The sequence below is a fragment of the Leclercia sp. GLN_9 genome, assembly GCF_043105735.1.
Taxonomy (GTDB): Bacteria; Pseudomonadota; Gammaproteobacteria; order Enterobacterales; family Enterobacteriaceae; genus Enterobacter; species Enterobacter adecarboxylatus.
In genome coordinates, this window is sequence record NZ_JBICLV010000017.1 from 223,389 (window position 1) to 240,120 (window position 16,732).

Here is a 16,732-nt window from a genome sequence, read left to right on the forward strand (position 1 = left end):
TCTGAAGCGGGATCAAACACCGCGAGCCTGTTTCGCAGCGCTCGGCCCCGGACGATAGATGTGTCCACATGCCATGGCATAAAGTGGGGGCGAATATCGGATTGCATTATCAATGAGGGGCTGGCGAGACGTTGAGCTCTGCTGCCATAAGGTGGTGAGGAACTAAAGTGAGAAATGTGGAAAAGCAAAAAGCCCGCTTAAGTTTCCTTAAGCGGGCTTCTTAAATATGGCTCCTCTGACTGGACTCGAACCAGTGACATACGGATTAACAGTCCGCCGTTCTACCGACTGAACTACAGAGGAATCGTGTGAACGAGGCGCATGTTAATGGCCTCGCCATTTTGTGTCAACACTAAATTCAACGCGCTGATTCAATTGATTAATTAAGCTTCAGAGTGCTGGTTTAGTGTACTTGCGCGGAGGGATCCCCGGTCTGGCCGTCATTTTCACGTAACCGCTGTAAAGGGTCCTGCTGGTAAAACTGGCAGAAACGCTGCCACAGCGCCGGGAAGCGAGGGGCGAAAAGCTCAGGCGCGCTGAAGAAATATTCCGATAACACGGCGAAGCATTCAGCAGGGTCGGTGGCAGCATAGGCATCAATGCTGGCTGCGCTTTCGCCCACCAGATCGATTTCATCCTGAATATTGTTCATCGCGGCGTGCAGATCGTGTTCCCAGCCAGCCACCTCACGCAGCGGGATAAAGGGAACGCCGCTGGCGCGATCGCCATTACGGGTGTCCAGCTTATGCGCCACTTCATGAATGATGAGATTGAAACCGGATGCGTCGAACGAGTCCTGAATGTCCAGCCAGTTGAGGATAATCGGCCCTTGCTGCCAGCTTTGGCCGGATTGCACCATTCGCTGAGTGTGCACCAGCCCGATATCGTCCTCCCATTCATCGTCTACAACAAACGGCGCCGGGTAGATCAGCACTTCATGGAAGCCGTCCAGCCACTCAATACCCAGTTCCAGCACCGGCAGGCAAAAGAGCAGGGCGATGCGGGTGCTCTTGCGATCGTCGAGTTCAAATCCCTGTAGCGGGACCAGCCGTTTTTGCTGTAAGAATCGTATCGCAAGCTGTACCAGACGTGATTTATCCTCATCCGATAAAGTGGACAGGACGGGGATCGCCAGCGCCTCTTCCCACGGCAGCGCCGCGCTTCGGGCAGATTCATTCGACTTCCAGGGCCACTTAATCATCGCTTTGCTCGCAAACTCGTCACTTGAACAAAATTGAACGGTTATGGTCTGTTAAAATGCCAAATTCCCCGGCATGATGGCAACCATCAAAACGGAGAGATGCCGGAGCGGCTGAACGGACCGGTCTCGAAAACCGGAGTAGGGGCAACTCTACCGGGGGTTCAAATCCCCCTCTCTCCGCCATTATTCAATCACTTACCCGATTTCCTTTCAACGATCCAGATCCCAATGAGAAAAAGTGAGAAAATCTGTTGAGAAAAAAGCGGGTATTGATGGTCACATTTTTCGGTTTAATGTCGGGCTTACTTTAACCTTTCTATCGTAAACCAGCACCTGCGATTCGGTCTTATGACCACTATAAACTTGCTTCTCTCTACTGGATCCTTCGTAATCTGATATTCCTTTAGCTTTGAGATCATGGAAGGTGCAATCCAGAGCCCGTCCAAGTTTTTCGCTGGCGCCAGTTCGCGCTTTCCTCCAGGCTTCATTAAAACCTTTATACGAATACCGTTCTCCGTACATCGTCCTTATAACTGCTCCTTCATTACCCCAAGGCTGGCATATTTCTACCGCAGCCCTCAGCCTGTCATTCCATGCCTTAATCTGCTTAATACCAGTCTTGCCTTGTTGAATAAAAATTCCTTTATCCATTATCTGATTCCAGTCCATTTTCAGAACATCAGAAACACGCGCTGCACACAGGTAAGCAATTTCCATCGCAGCACGTACAGCTGGCGTAGCGCTCTCAAAGATCGCGACGTACTCTTCGTCGGTGATATAGCGATCACGCTGCGGCTTGGGGTATTTGTCGACACCAACACAAGGATTACCAGGAACATACCCGCGTTGATAACTCCAACGGAATACGCGTGACATAGAACTATGCTCATGGTTGGCCTGAACTCGGCTTTTCTTTCCTCTTGCATCCATGTAACGACGAATATGCTCAGGCTTTATCGACTTAGCTTCAGCTTCGCCGAACACAGCCAGGATGTATTTTTCATGAGCGTGATAGTCTTTCTGAGTGCGGGGTGCCAGATCAGAGAAGTCAGCACTTGCCAAAAACTTTTGCCAGAGCTGCTTGAACAGGAGGCGATTCTTACGGCCCTCTACTACCTTCTCATAGGCCACCCAGACTTCAGCTTTCGTTGCGTTCGCGGGGGCCAGTTTCTCTGTAGATCCGCCGGGTTTCCAGTAATAGCCAGAAGGCCGAAAAAAAACACCCTTTGGCATCCACTCGTTACCAGGTGCGCGTTTGCGTCCCATATCAACTCTCTATAGCGTCAAAGTTCATGCCCTTAGAGGGCGGGAACCCTGCTGGTGGCACGAGCCGATGAATCGGGTGGTTGATGTGATACCAGGTGGTTTTGATAGAACCATCTCGCCTCTCAATGAAATAAATACCATTAAGTTCAAGCACCTCTTTCTGCAAAGACTTTTGTGGTGATCCTGTAGCCTCTGCCAGCTCCTCATCAGTCAGGAAACGATCGCTCATGGGTTGCTCTCCACTTTACCGGCTGCACCCGGTCACTCTTTGAAAATACAGGTCCCGCAACCATTGCGGAACCAGTCACAACAACTACCACATCGGTTTACTTTTTTATTTTCGGATCCTCCTGCTGCGGTGCTGCTTTCACCATCGCCGTCCAGCACCATTTGGCACGCAGTGCAGCCTGCTCACATCCGCTCATAACCTCATATGCCTCCCATGCATCCGGGTCGCGAAACTCTTCGCGTAGCTCTGCCTCAAAGCCGTTAATAATCATGTCCTCTGTTGGAATGATCGGCACCAGTGCATAACCATCCGGCACTACCGGTGCCAGTGCCGAGGTAATATCACGAGTACGGCGAAGCTCCAGAACAGCAACCTGAACTGCATAAGCGAAGTTGGCAGAAGGGAAATTGCGATCAGCTTCAGCATCACGCTGCATACGAACTGCAACAGTCAGCAATTCGTCCAGTTGTTCGCCGGTCATTGGTTTACTGGTTGTCATGATTCGCCTCTTGCTGAAGTTTGTGCTGCTTAACGAAGTGGGCCACAGCCTTTGACTGGCTGGTGACTACACCGTTGAGATTCACATTTTTGCCGCGATAGATTGGAGCCGACCCGATTTCTTCTCCACCGAGAGAAACGTAAAGGATTTTCCCGCGTACCTCAGCGGAAGGGATTGGCTGAGACAGGCGATAGGTTTCTCGTGCCTCAGCAATCGCTTTGTATTCGTCGATAATGGACAGAGCTTCGGCCAGAGCAGCACCCTGGATGGTGAACACACCTTCGTCACTGATTTCAGCCTGGGCCATCAATTCCACGAAACGACGCGCATTCTTGATACTGAGTTCTGGGGCGATAGCGCTGCGGGTAACTTTCGTTTTACCCTGGGCGGCAGCAACAGCTTTATCGTGCTGCAGCACCTCGCCAGCCTTTTCGCCGTACTCTTTTACGCGATCAACAGCAACATCTACGGAGACGGCCCCGGATTTAACTTCCTGCTGAACGTCATAATTTGCGGTGCTGAGCGTCAGTAATTTTTCAACCGTACCGACTGACTTGTTGACCAGCTTTGCGATCTCGTTGGTGGTCTGGTTAAAGGCGTTATGCAACTCCTGAATAACCGCAGCCTGTTCAATGTCGGAAAGAGGAAGCTGGTTGTTACTGGTCATGATGCGAGCGAGGCGCTGAACATCGTTACCGTTGAACGGCATGATGTGAATGCGGTCGACGGGCTTACCCGCGGCGCGGCAGCGCTCATAGCAACGACGACGGCGATGTCCTTCAACGACCCAAACACCACCTTCATCACGTGCGATAACTTCCAGTGGAGGAACCGAACCTCCGTTCATCAGATAGGTAAACAGTTCGTCGTCTGCCTGGATGGTGCGTTCATCGTCGTCATGACGCTTGTTGAAACCTGCGCGAACGTGAATATCGTCGAGGCTGATGAACATTCCAGTGTCGGTACGCTTGATTGTCCCGTCGCGGGACATCTGCTTGAATGAGTTAGCCATTAGAGAACCACCTCGTTATTTACACAAACGGCAACAGAGGGCAGTTCACGTAATTCTCGCTGCGCTTCCAGTAGGTGCATATTGGTTGGTGTTTTGGTGAACCGCTCTTCGAGGCGATCACACTCTCTGGCCCAGCTTGTTACGTCTTCACGAAGAGTAGCGTTCTGTGTGGCCAGCTCTTTTCGCTGTGCCATGGCTTCACAAAGAGCGACGCTGGTATAGTCCAGACGGTTAGCCAGTTCGGTCATGATCCCGCGATAAGCTGGGGGAAGGAGAGGGGCTGCTTTACGGGCAGCGTCGATCAACTGCTCTCTGGTCATGCGTGGTTGTAACTCGGTGACGGTCTGTGCGTTCGTCATGGTTAGTTTCTCCGTTATATAAGCGCCCTGCACGACGCTGAATTTTGGCTGCACGAATCCCGGCACTTGAATGCTGCCAAATTCGTAATAATTCATTTGGTATTAAAAATATTCGCGCTTATCAGAACGAGCACGTTCGAGAATAATTCTTGCTTCCTCTAGTGTTGGCGCAAGCAAAGCTTTCTCTATCGTTCTGGCAAAACTAATTGCATCGCATTCGTAACCGTCAGCCCGTGATTCCCAATTCGATGCCTCTTCTTCAGCATCCGAAATGCGGTCATCGTATTCATACTCCAGCTCGTTACGGACTTCAGCGCGAAGACGTTCACGAATGATGTCAGTTGCTTCATCCAGCGGAAGGATTACCAGTAAATTTTCAGGCTGATAAGTACCGTACTTAACCGCCAGATCATTTGCAGACATGTAACCTCCAGAAAAAGCGCCCGCCGCAAAGCGGGCTAAGTTGTTTCTCTCCAATCCAACCAGAACAGAATCATCAGCTCCTGTAAGGTTGAGATGGCGTTATTACCATCACCAAGCACCCGTAGGATGCTTGAGGCTGATCGCCATTATCGACACTGCCATGACGATGCGTTTTTTCTCCACAACTGGAAGCGCACTCCAGCATGTCACACCTGTCACCCATATCTGGTTTGAAGGAGTGCGCTTCCATGTTGTGCGCCTGTCTTTTATCCACGTCAGGCTCGGTGGATCCTGCTATTCCCCAACAACAAGGATTCGGTTACTCTGGACTCCCCAACAAAAAAAAGGTTATTTGGTTATGGCTCGTAATCTATATGATCTCTATCAATCTCATTTACTTCATGTTGCCAAGCAAAGAGACATTAAAACCAGTGGCATGGTCGATGTGGCAGAAACAAATAAGGCACAAGCCCGAGCTTTGTATTTTTTAATGCTGGATTCGGTACTTGGAGATCATCGTAAAAAATACGGAACTCAATTTAATCAACTGCCTGACAAACAGGCTCTTGTGCACTTTTTGGTTATGAAGTATCAGTGGACTCCGAAGCAAATTAATGAAATGTCACTAGCTGAGCTGCTTTTGGTAGTTCAGGATGATCTCCGCTACGATAAGATGAATGAGCAAACCCAAAAATTCTTAGATACTCAAAATTGGTCGACTATCAACATGAATTTTAATGATTTTCTTGAGAATGAGTGGGACCCTTCTATTGGCGGTCTATATTTAAGGTGGCGTCCAAATCAAGATCTTTAATCCGTCCTTCAGATTTGACTATCGACTCCTTTAGCTCCTTATTCAGGTCTTTCTCATATTTAAGCTGGCGAATTGCTGCCAGCTTTTTATCCATCCAGATATACAATTCTTCATCGCTATAGCCTGGAGCAATGATTCTTGGCTCAGGTTTAGACATACTCACCCCTATAATGATTGTTTGTTGGAAAGTTCCAGATTTTTAAAGAGCAAGCGTCCATCGGGGCGCTTTTTTATTGCCAACGAATCATCCCCATCTTCATACGCCTGGGGCGGCTACTGCGTGGGCGTCCTGCCTGTTCGCTGTTGCTTTCAGGTACATTATGTACCGTTAGGGTACATTGTCAAGCACAAAAAAGCCCGCTTCCGCAGGCTCAAGATTAAAATTTAAATTTTGCTAAGGTACCTTCGAGGTTTTCCTGAAAAGATCACCGTACCGATTATGGAGCAGCTGCCATCTATCTTAACGTAGGGCTCCGGCCAACTTTGATTCAAGGCTTTCAGGTACTTACTGCCGCCATCCTCAATTAACCTCTTGAAGGTGGTCTCCCCTGAATCGTGCATTAGCGCGATAACGTCATCGCCATGGCATGCTGGAATTTCGGGATCTACAAAAATCATGTCGCCCGGACGGTACTCATCGATCATAGAGTCACCAATCACGCGCAAGATATACGTCATAGGTCCGCACGGCACAGGGCACGGATAAGTTTCAACACTACTCAAGTCAACCTCGGCAAAGCCAGCTTCCGTCCATGCTCCTGCCTGCACCCAGGATATAACCGGAACCAATGTTATATTTCTATTAGTGTCTGATACGTCAGGACTTTTTGCAACGTTAGTAGTTTGGTGTTCCTGATCCAACCAGCCTAACGGCAAATCAAAGCATTTTTCAATATGACGAGCCATTGCATCGCCAATATTTTTAGACGCGCCATCCCCCATAAACCTGCTGGTTTGGGTAGGTTCTCTGTCGATCATGGTGGCGAAGTAAGTGTTTCCGCCGACACCGTCACGCAGTTTTCTGGCGTTTAACCGCCTAATTTCCTGAATCGTTTTCATCCCAGAATTAAACATTGTGTACCTTAAAGGTACAAGTACCTTGTAGGTTCATATTATTCATGTAATATGTACACAGGAGGTACATATTATGAAAGAGTATTGGGACTCTTTATCGAAAGAGCAGCAGTGCGAATTAGCAGTTAGCGTCAAATCAACCCCCGGTTATCTGCGTTTGGTTTTCAACGGCTACAAAAAAGCAGGGTTCGCCCTCGCCAAAAAGCTCGAAGAGATCACAGCAGGCGCAATAACTAAATCTGATTTGCGGCCTGACATCTACCCGAAACAGTAACCAAGAACGCGAAGAAAAGACACCACAGCATCAAGGAGTTAACCGTGGATAACCAACAACACTGGCAAGTCGAAAAGCAACCCGCATGGCTGGTGGCGGCAATTAAAAAGACCATCTCAAGCCTGCCGGGCGGTTACGCCGAGGCGGCTGAATGGCTGGGCGTGACAGAGGATGCGCTCTTTAACCGTCTGCGCACTGGTGGCGATCAGATATTCCCAATGGGCTGGGCGATGGTTCTACAGCAGGCCAGCGGCACCAAGCACATCGCTGATGCGGTATCGCGCCAGTCAAACAGCGTCAATGTTCCGCTGGTGGAGATTGAGGACGTGGATAACGCCGATATCAATCAGCGCCTGATGGAGTCTATCGAGTGGATCGGTAAACACTCGACATATGTTCGCAAGGCCACTGCCGATGGCGTGATTGACCAGGCCGAACGCGAGCAAATCGAAGAGAACAGTTATCAGGTCATGCAGAAGTGGCAGGAGCATTTAACGCTGCTGTATCGCGTTTTTTGTGCGGCTGAAAAGAATGACGCCCGCGAGTGTGCAGCTCCGGGCGTCGTGGCGTGTCGTAACAGTGGAGAAACTAACGCATGAACAGTTTAACGGTAAATCACCGTCTGCCGCAACTACGTGGCGTTCCAGTGCATGGGGCATCGTCGTTTCGGTATGAGCGCATGGTATCAGGCCGCTGGGTTCCGTGTAACCACAGTCGGGCTATGGCAATCGTGGGGGTATGGCGTCGTAAAGCGGAGGTCTTATGCCAGAGCTTGATCGCAGGTTCAGAGACCACTACGGCGTCCCGGTCCGTGTCATCAGATGGGAGCCGCAGACTCGACGCGTTATATACCTGCGCGACGGCTACGACCATGAGTGCTTCAGCCCTCTTGAGCAATTCCAGCGCAAATTTACAGAGTTAAAGGACTGCCATGAGCCTGTTAATGCCATCCCGGCCAATAGTGATAAACCCTGACCTTGCTTACAGCATTGGCCTCAATGAGGCGATTGCCTTGCAGCAGGTGAACTATTGGCTTAAAGAAACCAACTCCGGCCTGGAGCGCGACGGCGTACGCTGGATTTATAACACCAACGAGCAGTGGCTGGAGCAGTTCCCGTTCTGGTCTGAGTCCACTCTGAAGCGCACCTTCACCCGCCTGAAGACCCTCGGCGTGCTCAAAATTGAGCAGCTAAACAAGTCCCAGCGCGACATGACGAACTACTACACGATCAACTACGAAAGCGAGCTTTTAGACGAGGTCAAAGTGACTAAATCCAGGAGTTCAAAATGCGCTCTTCCATCAGGTCAAAATGAACCAATGGAACAGGTCAGTGTGAAACGCTCCAACGGGTCAAAACGAAACGATGTCATCAGGTCAAAATGCACTGATGTTCTTACAGAGAATACAACAGAGAGTACTACAGAGAATAAAACCCCTTCTTGTCCGGTTGCCTCGCAACCCGACCGTGATGTGTTGATCACCGATCAGGCGAAACAGGTTTTGGTTCACCTGAACCACGTAACCAACTCCCGTTATCAGGTTTCAACCACCTCGTTGCAGAACATCCGTGCCCGTATTGGCGAAGGATTCACCGTGGAAGAGCTGTCGCTGGTGGTGGATTACTGCAACGCCAAGTGGGGCGACGACCTGAAGATGTCCGACTACCTCCGTCCACAGACGCTGTTCCAGCCGTCAAAGTTTCCTGGTTATTTGAAGTCAGCGAACAACTGGAACAACGCTGGTCGTCCTGAACGTGTTAACGGGGAATGGACCCGAGAAGATGGAATATTTAAATCCAGCTTCAAAAACACCGACTACAGCCAAATTCCTGCAGGTTTCAGGGGGGCAAATTAATGAGCCTGATGAAAACACTAGAAATGTTCATCGCCGATAATCCTGGCTTAACCAGCCGAGAGATTTCTGACGCTTTCGCAAATTACAGCATCGACTCTGTTCAGCGCACTGTCTGCCGCCTGCATGATTTCAACTTCACCACCCGCGAACTGGTTGGTTCCCAGTACCGTTATTACGCAGTAAATGCTTCAGCTGGATGTGGTCAGCCGATTCAGCGCGTAGACACCGGGGCCGCCGATTTGATGAAGAACGCCAAAGCTCTGCAGGAAAAGGGTCTGTACCGTCGCGCCGCATCTCTTTGGTTTGAAGCTTTCCAGTGTTCAGACCTGATCACCGAGCGCGAACGTTGCCTCAAAGAACGCCAGCGCTGTCTTCGTCAGGCCAAGTCAACCTCAAAGCCAGAGGGCCAGTGGTTCCTGGCTGGTCAGTTCAACGGTGGCCACTGATGAAATACTCACTGATTTACGCTGATCCAGCCTGGGAATACGGGAACAACATCAGCAACGGCGCTGCCACGAATCACTACGGGACCATGAAGCTTATCGATATGAAGCGCCTGCCTGTCTGGGAGCTGGCTGCCGAGGATGCTGTTCTGGCTATGTGGTTCACCGGCACCCATACCCGCGAGGCTATCGAACTGGCTGAGGCGTGGGGCTTTAAAGTCCGAACCATGAAGGGATTCACCTGGGTGAAGTTCAACCCTCTGGCAGAACAACACATCAACAAAGCACTTGCATCCGGCAATGTTGAGGACTTTTACGACTTCCTCGATCTGCTTAACGGTCAGACGAAGATGAACGGCGGCAACTACACCCGAGCCAACACCGAGGATCTTCTCATCGCCACCCGTGGTAAGGGTCTGGAAAGGCTGAGCGCCAGCGTTAAGCAGGTTATCTACAGCCCACTGGGTGAGCATAGCGCGAAACCAGAGGAAGCCCGCTTCCGTCTGGAGAAGCTTTACGGTGACGTTCCACGCATTGAGCTATTCAGTCGTTGCGGCGCACCTGGCTGGCACCACTGGGGTAATCAGGCCGAATCATCTGATGTTGAGCTTTTGCCTGGCTGGGTGGCGTCGATCAGCAAACTGGAGGAACGTGCAGCATGAAACTTTCAGCCGAGCAGGAAAATGCAGTCCGCGATGTTGCGCGCCGCTGCATCCGGGAGATAAGAGAAGCGCTTAAACAGAAGCCTAAACCAAGCTGGAATACTGCTGTTCCGCCGATCCTGAAGAAGTATCACGAGCTGGTGAAGCCGATGGGCGTAACCCTGGTGAAGTTTAACAGTGAAATTGGACGCCTGAACGGGCGCTATGGAGCGGAGTCATGATCGGATTAACACCACGTCAGAGTGAAGTGCTGGATGCCATCAACCTCTACAAAGAGCGTACTGGGTTTCCGCCAACCATATCAGAGCTTACCGGATTGATTGGATGCTCATCAGGAAACACCGCTGCAGGCCATGTGAAATCACTTCAGAAGAAGGGCTACATCTCCGTTGCGCCTGGCGCGGCGCGGGGAATAACCGTCCTCAAATCTGAATGTGATATGGATGCTGCATCGATCATCAAGGCCCTTGTTAACGGTGAACAGGGTGCTAGAGAGATGGCAGTCGCCTGGCTGGAAGAACGCAGGGTTAAACCATGAAGCTGATCCTACCTTTCCCGCCGAGCGTAAACACCTACTGGCGCGCCCCGAACAGCGGGCCGCTCAAAGGTCGGCATCTTATCAGCGCAAAGGGCAGGGCATACCAGAGCGCAGCATGTGCCGCCATTATTGAACAACTTCGCCGCCTTCCGAAACCATCAGCGGCCGCAGCAGCTGTAGAGATCGTCCTCTATCCACCAGACGCGCGCCGCCGTGATATCGACAACTACAACAAGGCGCTGTTCGACGCTCTCACTCATGCGGGCATCTGGGAGGATGACTGTCAGGTAAAACGTATGCTGGTGGAGTGGGGGCCTCAGGTGCCGGGTGGAAAGGTGGAAATCACGATCACCAAACATGAACCATTGGCGGGTGCAGCCGCCTGATAAGTGGAGAAACGCATGAACCAGACAACTATATTCACTCTTTGCGCTACACATCACGCTGTAGCAGCAAGCCAGACGATGACTATGTCCAGCCGGGATATCGCCGCGCTTGTAGGTTCACGTCACCCTGATGTGTGCATTACAATCGAGCGACTGATGGGTAAAGGAGTAATCGAGGGGTATACGGCATTGCCGTACACCCATCCGCAGAACGGCCAGGAGTATCACCACTATCAGGTGAATAAGCGTGACAGCTATGTGATTGTTGCGCAGCTCTGCCCCGAATTTACTGCCCGCCTGGTTGACCGTTGGCAGGAACTGGAGAGCGGCCAACAGATGAGCGTCCCTCAGACCCTGCCAGAGGCGCTGCGTCTTGCTGCTGATCTTGCCGAGCAAAAAGAGAGGCTGGCGCTGGAGCTGGCCGCTGCGGCACCAAAAGTTGAATTTGTCGATCGCTACTGTACCGCCAACGGCTCACTTTCATTCCGCCAGGTGGCAAAGCTGCTTAAAGCCAAAGAAACAGAATTCCGCCTTTTCCTGATCGAGAACGACATCATGTACCGGCTCGGCGGTGTGCTGACGCCGCGGCACCAGCATATCGACGCCGGACGTTTTGAAGTTAAAACCGGGACTTCTAACACTTCCAACCACGCCTTCAGTCAGGCGCGCTTCACGGCTAAAGGGGTGAAGTGGATTGGTGGGTTATGGGCAGAGCATATCGCTAAAGGGAATGCTGCGTGAGAGCGTTACTTACCCCTGTCGTCGTGAAGGAGTTCGGGATCGTGGCTTTCCGGCCTGGTCCTGAACTCATGCCGCATTTCCATCGCGGGCGCATTCTGCTGGAGAACGAACCGGAGCGCCTGGCCAACCTGCCAACCGGCGAACTTCCAGCGGCAGGCCAGCCGCTGGCAGAGGACCCATTAATGGTGCCTGTCTTTGAGCATGCCGATGTCATTCAGCGGGCTGGTGGCCTGTCATGCCTTGAGGCCTGGCTAATGCGTGAATCTGGCTGCCAATACCGCCACAGCGACTATCACCATCACGAAATGGTTACCATGCGGCATGCACCCGGCGCGCTGCGGTTGTGCTGGGCCTGTGATATCCGGGTGCGAGAGCAATTTACTGCCGAACTGTCGGGCATTGCACGAAAGAACCTGGTAGCCTGGGTATTGTCGGTTGTTCGCGCCGGGCTGGGTTTCGATGATGCCCACCCGGTGACTCTTCCAGAACTGTGCTGGTGGCTGACGATCAATAAGCTGGCCCACGTCATCCCGGAGGCGGTAGCACGCAAGGTCCTGCGTATCCCGGCTGAGAAATTCCAGTCGGTGACGCGTGAGGCTGACATTGTGCCGTCGGTACCGCCCACCAGCATGGTGGAGGAGGCCGTTGAAAAGGTGCTGGCGCTGCAGGTGGATCCAGAGACGCCGGAATCCTACATGCTGAGGCCGAAGCGCCGACGCTGGCAAAACGAGAAATACACCCGCTGGGTAAAGGCGCAGCAGTGCGCATGTTGCCAGAACCCGGCAGACGACCCCCACCACCTGATCGGCCACGGCATGGGTGGTATGGGCACCAAAGCGCATGATTTGTTCGTGATTCCGCTGTGCAGAGCGCATCACGACGAATTGCACGCTGACGCTGTGGCATTTGAAGCGAAGTACGGCACGCAGCCGGAGCTGCTGTTGAAAACATTAGACCGGGCGCTGGCCATCGGCGCACTGGCGTAGACGGAGTGGAGAACGCTATGAATCTGGACGGAGTTTTGAAGTTTTTTGCACCGAAAGGGATGCACATCTCTGATAGCGTGCGCGCAACCGCGGGCGATCAGTTAACGGTAACCGACATCATGGCGGCGCTGGGCATGACCCAGGCCGACGCTGGGATCGGTCTTGCCATGTATCTGGGTAAGGCAGGCATCAGCCCACAGGATAAAGAAGCCGCTATCAACTGGCTGACGGAGTACGCCAAGCAGCACGCACCAATGGCCGTGCGTAAAGCCGCAGGCAAAAAATTCTCTCTCTGCATGCGGATCCTCGCCAGATACGCATTCAAGGATTACGCCTCATCAGCAGCTGATAGTACCGACTGCCCGAAATGCCGGGGCAAGGGCTTTAATACCAAAACCAGTGTGATCACCAAAAGCCATTACACAATGCGCCTGCCTCAATTTGCTAAGGATCTGGGCCAGTCCCCGTCTGATTTTGAAGTCTTCCGCCAGGTAGAGGATGTTGACCACCAGCTGTGTGGCAAGTGCAACGGTACGGGGCTGATCAGTAAGCGCTGCCAGTGCGGCGGTTCTGGTCAAACCCTCGACCGAAAGCAAACTGAGTTGCAGGGCGCGCCGGTTTATAAGGAGTGCAAACGCTGTGAGGGTCGAGGATACAGCAGGCCGAAATCATCAGTGGCGTATCGCGGCGTTCTGGCCGAGCTGGACAGTCTTCCTGATCGCACCTGGCGATACAGCTGGAAGCCGTTTTATGAAAGCCTGGTGATGAAATGTTTTCAGGAAGAGAGCAATGCAGACGCGGAACTCAAAAAAGTAACAAGGATGCAGAGTTTGCCCTAAATCTCATATTTTAGCGTCACGTTACTTGCAATGTTGCCGTTTTTGTGTAAATTTGACGTTAACGATGGGCATTGTATGTTCACAGTTAATCTTTAAAACCTAAACCTCGCTTTGGCGGGGTTTTTTTTCGGATTAACCTTACCAACATTGAAACTACCAGCGCGGAAAAGGTAAAATCGCTCTTCCCGTTTCGTCTGGATGACAACAATGTTCCAAGCTTTCCAAACAGCAGTATTCAAAAGCGTTGCTGAGCAGTTAAAAGAGCGGTTTCCTCATAAATCGCTGGGGCTTGTCTTCGCGGACGAACTGGTTTTGAAGGATATGGAGTTTCTAAAAACTCATAACAAACTCCGTTGGGATCCGGGTTTAAAGTCCAGAACATTTATCGACATGATGGAAGAGCACCCCATCAAGCTGGTTGTTTACTATCGAGGCGAACCGATTGGTTTTGCTTTCGGTTGCTACTCCAAAGAAAAGCAAGCGGTTCATATTTGCTGGATGGAAAAACGGAATGATGCTCATGAGGATCTGGACCATCAGATGCTTGGCATCGTTTTAGATTGTTTCGCCACATACGCACAATTTCTGCAACGTCGTGGTGAGACTATTGGTACGATAGCTTTAATCAGCCCCGTCGATGGTGCCATGAGGTACTATACTGATAGTGGTTTTGAGTATGTAGCCGACTACGATCACGGTGGTAGCGCTATGATTCTGAAGAACCGTATCCAGGCTGATTAGTAGTGTGAGTGATGTTCCTAATTTTGTACTGGATTAGTACAAAACTGTTGTAAACAACTTTTAGTTGATGCAATCTGGGCTCACTACAAAGTATCTAAAAATGAACTACGCTTAAATTTACTCATTTTTCAAGTAATTGACTTAATTACTTGCACACGCTTTAACTACGGTATACAGCCTGGCGCTGACGAAGGGGACTGTAATGAAACATCATGAGCAGATCGAGATGGAAGCAGCACGTCTTGTTGCTGAACTCTTTGCTGATAACGCTTCTCCAATGGAAACATTTGGCATTACATGGAGCCAAACTCAGATGTTAGAACGTAAAAATCCAGGGATCGTTATCAAACTAGCACCTGATGACGGCAAGAGACGAGCTTGCTGCTGAAAAATCGAATTCTAGAAACGCCCCTTGAGGGCGTTTTTTTATGCGTCAAGATCCACTAGTGGATTCACTTCAGACTATTACATCCTAGGGCTGCCACCAGGCGGCCTTTTCTTTTTCAGGCTCTCGGAACCCCGATCACTCGCCTTGTCGTTAATTCATCCTGAGATCCTGAACCTTCCCAACTGACACCCGCGAACCAGCGAGGTGAGAGACATGAAAATGAACAACGACCCTCACTCCTGGACGGAGTTAATCGATCTACTCCATAGCTGGTGGCGTGGTGAAACACCCATAGGCGCTGTGCTGCTGTCGGTTGTGATGGCAGTGCTGAGAATTGCCTACGGCGGCGGTGGATGGAAAAAGATGCTGCTGGAAGGCCTGATGTGCGGCGCCATGACGTTAACGGCTGTATCCGCTCTGGATTACGTCAATCTTCCTCAATCCCTCTCTATTGCGATCGGCGGGGCGCTCGGTTTTGTCGGCGTAGAGCAGGTCCGTTCGGTGGCAAACCGAGTTATCAACGTCCGCTTTGGTGGCGACACCAAGTAAGGAACCCTATGAATCAGGCACAATTTCAAAAGGCGGCTGGGCTAAGCGCCGAATTGGCTGCGCGCTGGTATCCGCATATCGACGCGGCTATGAAAGAGTTCGGCATCACCGCAGTTAACGATCAGGCTATGTTCATCGCGCAGCTGGGCCACGAATCGGCAGGCTTTACCTCGCTGGTGGAGAGCTTCAACTATTCGGTCGACGGCCTGAAGAAAACTTTCGGTAAGCGCCTGACGCCGTATCAGTGCGAGATGCTGGGCCGGGTTGACGGTAAGCAGAACGCCCACCAGCCGCAAATTGCCAACCTGGTATATGGCGGCCGCATGGGCAACATCGCCGAGGGTGACGGCTGGAAGTATCGTGGCCGTGGCCTGTTGCAGATCACCGGGCGGGAGAACTACACCAAATGCGGTACCGCCCTGAAGGTGGATCTGGTCGATACGCCGGAACTGCTGCTGCAGGAACGGTACGCTACGCGGTCGGCGGCCTGGTTCTTCGCGTTACGCGGTTGCCTGCTGTACTCCGGCGATATCGTGCGCGTTACGCAGATCATCAACGGTGGGCAGAATGGACTGGCTGACCGGAAGGTGCGTTTCAGCCGTGCGCAGGCGGTGCTCTCATGAAGCTGCGATACGTTCTCTTGGCGCTGGTGGTCACCATCTCTTTCACTGGCGCAATCGCCTGGCGTTCCGGCTGGAGCGCGCACGCTGACCATATCAACGCGCTGGCGGCCAAGAAGAAGGAAAAAGCCGAGAAGGCCATCCAGCCGGTTGAAGAGAAAGCCGCCGTGGCCACCGCCGAGGGCAAAGTGATTTACCGAACCATTACCCGCGACGTGGTGAAATATGTTCAGTCTCCGGATCGTACTGTGTGTCAGTTTGACGATGATGTTGTGCAGCTGCGCCAGCGTGCCATCGACGCTGCCAACTCCATCAGCGGATTTGATGCAGGAGCCGTGCCGGGCAAGTGATGCTGGCACCAATAGCGATGACGATCTGCAGGCTGATATCGAAACTGCGGAATGTCTGCGCCAGCTGCGCCTCGATAAGTACCGCTGGCAGGCCTGGTACAGCGCGGTGAAATAAGCCTTTCTAAATGAATTTAACTGGATGCGTTTCATAAATTAAACTTATTACTTATGAGGGTTGTTATATGATTCAGGAAAATAAAGAAGCATCAATTTCTATGATGATTAATAAAAAAAGTGATAGTGCTCTCTCAAAAAGTTGTTATATTAGCAGATCGAATATCATTAAGGTTGCTGAAGACTCAGGTTCAATTGATGATTTTATGAAATGTGGGGTAAGTGTTTTTGGCGAGGTTGCGAGAACTGACCTTATACAACTTGCTGAAAAATACTTGCAGAGTTAACAATTTCAATTTTTTCATAATATACAGTTTAATATGGTAGTGGAATTTCATGGCTAAAGATGATAAATAGTGGTTTTTCTCT

At 51.3% G+C, this 16,732-nt stretch carries 29 protein-coding genes and 2 tRNA genes; 21 read left to right on the plus strand and 10 right to left on the minus strand.

All coding sequences use genetic code 11. The features are described 5' to 3' along the window. Nucleotides 1-227 precede the first annotated feature (227 nt). Nucleotides 228-303, minus strand: a tRNA-Asn gene (locus ACF8PE_RS11650). Between the two features lie 100 nt (nucleotides 304-403). Next, nucleotides 404-1,201, minus strand: a complete 798-nt coding sequence (gene mtfA, locus ACF8PE_RS11655; protein ID WP_032612305.1) for a DgsA anti-repressor MtfA — start codon at nucleotides 1,199-1,201, stop codon at nucleotides 404-406. A gap of 93 nt (nucleotides 1,202-1,294) precedes the next feature. Between mtfA and ACF8PE_RS11660 the strand changes: the two genes are divergently transcribed. Continuing rightward, nucleotides 1,295-1,384 (plus strand) — tRNA-Ser (locus ACF8PE_RS11660). Nucleotides 1,385-1,477: 93 nt separating this feature from the next. Here ACF8PE_RS11660 and ACF8PE_RS11665 read toward each other — a convergent pair. From ACF8PE_RS11665 to ACF8PE_RS11690, 6 genes are all read right to left on the minus strand, one after another. Further along, complete coding sequence (locus ACF8PE_RS11665; protein ID WP_130588540.1) at nucleotides 1,478-2,467, minus strand: tyrosine-type recombinase/integrase; 990 nt, start codon at nucleotides 2,465-2,467, stop codon at nucleotides 1,478-1,480. A 1-nt stretch (nucleotide 2,468) separates the two neighbouring features. Next, complete coding sequence (locus ACF8PE_RS11670; protein WP_125292295.1) at nucleotides 2,469-2,696, minus strand: DUF4224 domain-containing protein; 228 nt, start codon at nucleotides 2,694-2,696, stop codon at nucleotides 2,469-2,471. Between the two features lie 97 nt (nucleotides 2,697-2,793). Further along, complete coding sequence (locus tag ACF8PE_RS11675) at nucleotides 2,794-3,195, minus strand: hypothetical protein (RefSeq protein WP_392494874.1); 402 nt, start codon at nucleotides 3,193-3,195, stop codon at nucleotides 2,794-2,796. Further along, nucleotides 3,182-4,207 (minus strand): chromosome partitioning protein ParB, encoded by a 1,026-nt coding sequence (locus ACF8PE_RS11680; RefSeq protein ID WP_392494875.1) that lies wholly within the window; start codon nucleotides 4,205-4,207, stop codon nucleotides 3,182-3,184. Before ACF8PE_RS11680 ends, ACF8PE_RS11675 begins: the two co-directional genes overlap by 14 nt. Further along, nucleotides 4,207-4,662 (minus strand): hypothetical protein, encoded by a 456-nt coding sequence (locus tag ACF8PE_RS11685; RefSeq protein WP_392494876.1) that lies wholly within the window; start codon nucleotides 4,660-4,662, stop codon nucleotides 4,207-4,209. The genes ACF8PE_RS11680 and ACF8PE_RS11685 overlap by 1 nt, the downstream gene beginning before the upstream one ends. Before the next feature lie 6 nt (nucleotides 4,663-4,668). Then, nucleotides 4,669-4,989 carry a hypothetical protein gene (locus tag ACF8PE_RS11690; RefSeq protein ID WP_392494877.1) on the minus strand — a complete coding sequence of 107 codons (321 nt, stop codon included), beginning with the start codon at nucleotides 4,987-4,989 and terminating at the stop codon, nucleotides 4,669-4,671. Between the two features lie 160 nt (nucleotides 4,990-5,149). Here ACF8PE_RS11690 and ACF8PE_RS11695 point away from each other — a divergent pair, with 160 nt between their 5' ends. Next, a complete protein-coding gene (locus tag ACF8PE_RS11695; protein WP_392494878.1) occupies nucleotides 5,150-5,803 on the plus strand; it encodes a hypothetical protein in 654 nt (217 codons plus the stop codon). On the opposite strand, the gene ACF8PE_RS11700 is transcribed toward ACF8PE_RS11695, so the two are convergent. Then, on the minus strand, nucleotides 5,757-5,960 hold the full coding sequence (locus tag ACF8PE_RS11700) for a hypothetical protein (protein ID WP_392494879.1): 204 nt from the start codon (nucleotides 5,958-5,960) through the stop codon (nucleotides 5,757-5,759). The genes ACF8PE_RS11695 and ACF8PE_RS11700 overlap by 47 nt on opposite strands. 227 nt (nucleotides 5,961-6,187) lie before the next feature. Continuing rightward, nucleotides 6,188-6,862, minus strand: a complete 675-nt coding sequence (locus ACF8PE_RS11705) for a LexA family protein (protein WP_392495025.1) — start codon at nucleotides 6,860-6,862, stop codon at nucleotides 6,188-6,190. A gap of 88 nt (nucleotides 6,863-6,950) precedes the next feature. Between ACF8PE_RS11705 and ACF8PE_RS11710 the strand changes: the two genes are divergently transcribed. The 19 genes from ACF8PE_RS11710 to ACF8PE_RS11800 all read left to right on the plus strand — a co-directional run bounded on the left by ACF8PE_RS11710 (nucleotide 6,951) and on the right by ACF8PE_RS11800 (nucleotide 16,650). Then, nucleotides 6,951-7,151, plus strand: coding sequence for a YdaS family helix-turn-helix protein (locus tag ACF8PE_RS11710; RefSeq protein ID WP_103826518.1), 201 nt, complete (start codon nucleotides 6,951-6,953; stop codon nucleotides 7,149-7,151). A gap of 44 nt (nucleotides 7,152-7,195) precedes the next feature. Continuing rightward, nucleotides 7,196-7,750: a YmfL family putative regulatory protein gene (locus tag ACF8PE_RS11715; RefSeq protein WP_392494880.1), complete on the plus strand. Its 555-nt coding sequence runs from the start codon at nucleotides 7,196-7,198 to the stop codon at nucleotides 7,748-7,750. A gap of 163 nt (nucleotides 7,751-7,913) precedes the next feature. Then, on the plus strand, nucleotides 7,914-8,126 hold the full coding sequence (locus tag ACF8PE_RS11720; protein ID WP_392494881.1) for a DUF4222 domain-containing protein: 213 nt from the start codon (nucleotides 7,914-7,916) through the stop codon (nucleotides 8,124-8,126). Further along, a complete protein-coding gene (locus ACF8PE_RS11725; protein ID WP_392494882.1) occupies nucleotides 8,083-9,006 on the plus strand; it encodes a conserved phage C-terminal domain-containing protein in 924 nt (307 codons plus the stop codon). Before ACF8PE_RS11720 ends, ACF8PE_RS11725 begins: the two co-directional genes overlap by 44 nt. After that, nucleotides 9,006-9,452, plus strand: coding sequence for a PerC family transcriptional regulator (locus ACF8PE_RS11730; protein ID WP_392494883.1), 447 nt, complete (start codon nucleotides 9,006-9,008; stop codon nucleotides 9,450-9,452). Before ACF8PE_RS11725 ends, ACF8PE_RS11730 begins: the two co-directional genes overlap by 1 nt. Next, entirely contained in the window at nucleotides 9,452-10,111 is a 660-nt protein-coding gene (locus ACF8PE_RS11735; protein WP_392494884.1) for an MT-A70 family methyltransferase, read from the plus strand. Before ACF8PE_RS11730 ends, ACF8PE_RS11735 begins: the two co-directional genes overlap by 1 nt. After that, nucleotides 10,108-10,332 (plus strand): hypothetical protein, encoded by a 225-nt coding sequence (locus tag ACF8PE_RS11740; protein ID WP_392494885.1) that lies wholly within the window; start codon nucleotides 10,108-10,110, stop codon nucleotides 10,330-10,332. Before ACF8PE_RS11735 ends, ACF8PE_RS11740 begins: the two co-directional genes overlap by 4 nt. Continuing rightward, complete coding sequence (locus tag ACF8PE_RS11745) at nucleotides 10,329-10,649, plus strand: LexA family transcriptional regulator (RefSeq protein ID WP_392494886.1); 321 nt, start codon at nucleotides 10,329-10,331, stop codon at nucleotides 10,647-10,649. Before ACF8PE_RS11740 ends, ACF8PE_RS11745 begins: the two co-directional genes overlap by 4 nt. Further along, a complete protein-coding gene (locus ACF8PE_RS11750; RefSeq protein ID WP_392494887.1) occupies nucleotides 10,646-11,035 on the plus strand; it encodes a RusA family crossover junction endodeoxyribonuclease in 390 nt (129 codons plus the stop codon). The genes ACF8PE_RS11745 and ACF8PE_RS11750 overlap by 4 nt, the downstream gene beginning before the upstream one ends. A 15-nt stretch (nucleotides 11,036-11,050) precedes the next feature. Next, nucleotides 11,051-11,776 (plus strand): phage antirepressor KilAC domain-containing protein, encoded by a 726-nt coding sequence (locus ACF8PE_RS11755; protein WP_392494888.1) that lies wholly within the window; start codon nucleotides 11,051-11,053, stop codon nucleotides 11,774-11,776. Next, entirely contained in the window at nucleotides 11,773-12,762 is a 990-nt protein-coding gene (locus ACF8PE_RS11760) for a DUF968 domain-containing protein (protein WP_392494889.1), read from the plus strand. The genes ACF8PE_RS11755 and ACF8PE_RS11760 overlap by 4 nt, the downstream gene beginning before the upstream one ends. A gap of 17 nt (nucleotides 12,763-12,779) precedes the next feature. Beyond that, a complete protein-coding gene (locus ACF8PE_RS11765; protein ID WP_392494890.1) occupies nucleotides 12,780-13,601 on the plus strand; it encodes an antitermination protein in 822 nt (273 codons plus the stop codon). A gap of 207 nt (nucleotides 13,602-13,808) precedes the next feature. Then, nucleotides 13,809-14,342: a hypothetical protein gene (locus ACF8PE_RS11770; protein WP_392494891.1), complete on the plus strand. Its 534-nt coding sequence runs from the start codon at nucleotides 13,809-13,811 to the stop codon at nucleotides 14,340-14,342. Nucleotides 14,343-14,544: 202 nt separating this feature from the next. Continuing rightward, nucleotides 14,545-14,730, plus strand: a complete 186-nt coding sequence (locus ACF8PE_RS11775) for a hypothetical protein (RefSeq protein ID WP_392494892.1) — start codon at nucleotides 14,545-14,547, stop codon at nucleotides 14,728-14,730. A gap of 213 nt (nucleotides 14,731-14,943) precedes the next feature. Then, the gene (locus tag ACF8PE_RS11780) at nucleotides 14,944-15,279 is read left to right on the plus strand and encodes a phage holin, lambda family (RefSeq protein ID WP_039028981.1); all 336 of its coding nucleotides are present in this window, start codon (nucleotides 14,944-14,946) and stop codon (nucleotides 15,277-15,279) included. An 8-nt stretch (nucleotides 15,280-15,287) separates the two neighbouring features. Further along, a complete protein-coding gene (locus tag ACF8PE_RS11785; protein WP_392494893.1) occupies nucleotides 15,288-15,902 on the plus strand; it encodes a glycoside hydrolase family 19 protein in 615 nt (204 codons plus the stop codon). After that, a complete protein-coding gene (locus ACF8PE_RS11790) occupies nucleotides 15,899-16,249 on the plus strand; it encodes a hypothetical protein (RefSeq protein ID WP_392494894.1) in 351 nt (116 codons plus the stop codon). The genes ACF8PE_RS11785 and ACF8PE_RS11790 overlap by 4 nt, the downstream gene beginning before the upstream one ends. After that, nucleotides 16,224-16,364 carry a hypothetical protein gene (locus tag ACF8PE_RS11795; protein WP_392494895.1) on the plus strand — a complete coding sequence of 47 codons (141 nt, stop codon included), beginning with the start codon at nucleotides 16,224-16,226 and terminating at the stop codon, nucleotides 16,362-16,364. The genes ACF8PE_RS11790 and ACF8PE_RS11795 overlap by 26 nt, the downstream gene beginning before the upstream one ends. Nucleotides 16,365-16,431: 67 nt before the next feature. Further along, nucleotides 16,432-16,650 carry a hypothetical protein gene (locus ACF8PE_RS11800; protein ID WP_392494896.1) on the plus strand — a complete coding sequence of 73 codons (219 nt, stop codon included), beginning with the start codon at nucleotides 16,432-16,434 and terminating at the stop codon, nucleotides 16,648-16,650. Nucleotides 16,651-16,732 lie beyond the last annotated feature (82 nt).

Coding starts and splice junctions, on each gene's coding strand:
- ACF8PE_RS11720 (WP_392494881.1), top strand. CDS start 7,914: ATGCCAGAGCTTGATCGCAGGTTCAGAGACCACTACGGCGTCCCGGTC.
- ACF8PE_RS11740 (WP_392494885.1), top strand. CDS start 10,108: ATGAAACTTTCAGCCGAGCAGGAAAATGCAGTCCGCGATGTTGCGCGC.
- ACF8PE_RS11675 (WP_392494874.1), bottom strand. CDS start 3,195: ATGACAACCAGTAAACCAATGACCGGCGAACAACTGGACGAATTGCTG.
- ACF8PE_RS11790 (WP_392494894.1), top strand. CDS start 15,899: ATGAAGCTGCGATACGTTCTCTTGGCGCTGGTGGTCACCATCTCTTTC.
- ACF8PE_RS11665 (WP_130588540.1), bottom strand. CDS start 2,467: ATGGGACGCAAACGCGCACCTGGTAACGAGTGGATGCCAAAGGGTGTT.
- ACF8PE_RS11775 (WP_392494892.1), top strand. CDS start 14,545: ATGAAACATCATGAGCAGATCGAGATGGAAGCAGCACGTCTTGTTGCT.
- ACF8PE_RS11730 (WP_392494883.1), top strand. CDS start 9,006: ATGAGCCTGATGAAAACACTAGAAATGTTCATCGCCGATAATCCTGGC.
- ACF8PE_RS11705 (WP_392495025.1), bottom strand. CDS start 6,862: ATGAAAACGATTCAGGAAATTAGGCGGTTAAACGCCAGAAAACTGCGT.
- ACF8PE_RS11770 (WP_392494891.1), top strand. CDS start 13,809: ATGTTCCAAGCTTTCCAAACAGCAGTATTCAAAAGCGTTGCTGAGCAG.
- ACF8PE_RS11755 (WP_392494888.1), top strand. CDS start 11,051: ATGAACCAGACAACTATATTCACTCTTTGCGCTACACATCACGCTGTA.
- ACF8PE_RS11700 (WP_392494879.1), bottom strand. CDS start 5,960: ATGTCTAAACCTGAGCCAAGAATCATTGCTCCAGGCTATAGCGATGAA.
- ACF8PE_RS11710 (WP_103826518.1), top strand. CDS start 6,951: ATGAAAGAGTATTGGGACTCTTTATCGAAAGAGCAGCAGTGCGAATTA.
- ACF8PE_RS11780 (WP_039028981.1), top strand. CDS start 14,944: ATGAAAATGAACAACGACCCTCACTCCTGGACGGAGTTAATCGATCTA.
- ACF8PE_RS11725 (WP_392494882.1), top strand. CDS start 8,083: ATGAGCCTGTTAATGCCATCCCGGCCAATAGTGATAAACCCTGACCTT.
- mtfA (WP_032612305.1), bottom strand. CDS start 1,201: ATGATTAAGTGGCCCTGGAAGTCGAATGAATCTGCCCGAAGCGCGGCG.
- ACF8PE_RS11750 (WP_392494887.1), top strand. CDS start 10,646: ATGAAGCTGATCCTACCTTTCCCGCCGAGCGTAAACACCTACTGGCGC.
- ACF8PE_RS11690 (WP_392494877.1), bottom strand. CDS start 4,989: ATGTCTGCAAATGATCTGGCGGTTAAGTACGGTACTTATCAGCCTGAA.
- ACF8PE_RS11735 (WP_392494884.1), top strand. CDS start 9,452: ATGAAATACTCACTGATTTACGCTGATCCAGCCTGGGAATACGGGAAC.
- ACF8PE_RS11800 (WP_392494896.1), top strand. CDS start 16,432: ATGATTCAGGAAAATAAAGAAGCATCAATTTCTATGATGATTAATAAA.
- ACF8PE_RS11795 (WP_392494895.1), top strand. CDS start 16,224: ATGCAGGAGCCGTGCCGGGCAAGTGATGCTGGCACCAATAGCGATGAC.
- ACF8PE_RS11765 (WP_392494890.1), top strand. CDS start 12,780: ATGAATCTGGACGGAGTTTTGAAGTTTTTTGCACCGAAAGGGATGCAC.
- ACF8PE_RS11670 (WP_125292295.1), bottom strand. CDS start 2,696: ATGAGCGATCGTTTCCTGACTGATGAGGAGCTGGCAGAGGCTACAGGA.
- ACF8PE_RS11695 (WP_392494878.1), top strand. CDS start 5,150: ATGACGATGCGTTTTTTCTCCACAACTGGAAGCGCACTCCAGCATGTC.
- ACF8PE_RS11745 (WP_392494886.1), top strand. CDS start 10,329: ATGATCGGATTAACACCACGTCAGAGTGAAGTGCTGGATGCCATCAAC.
- ACF8PE_RS11785 (WP_392494893.1), top strand. CDS start 15,288: ATGAATCAGGCACAATTTCAAAAGGCGGCTGGGCTAAGCGCCGAATTG.
- ACF8PE_RS11685 (WP_392494876.1), bottom strand. CDS start 4,662: ATGAATTATTACGAATTTGGCAGCATTCAAGTGCCGGGATTCGTGCAG.
- ACF8PE_RS11680 (WP_392494875.1), bottom strand. CDS start 4,207: ATGGCTAACTCATTCAAGCAGATGTCCCGCGACGGGACAATCAAGCGT.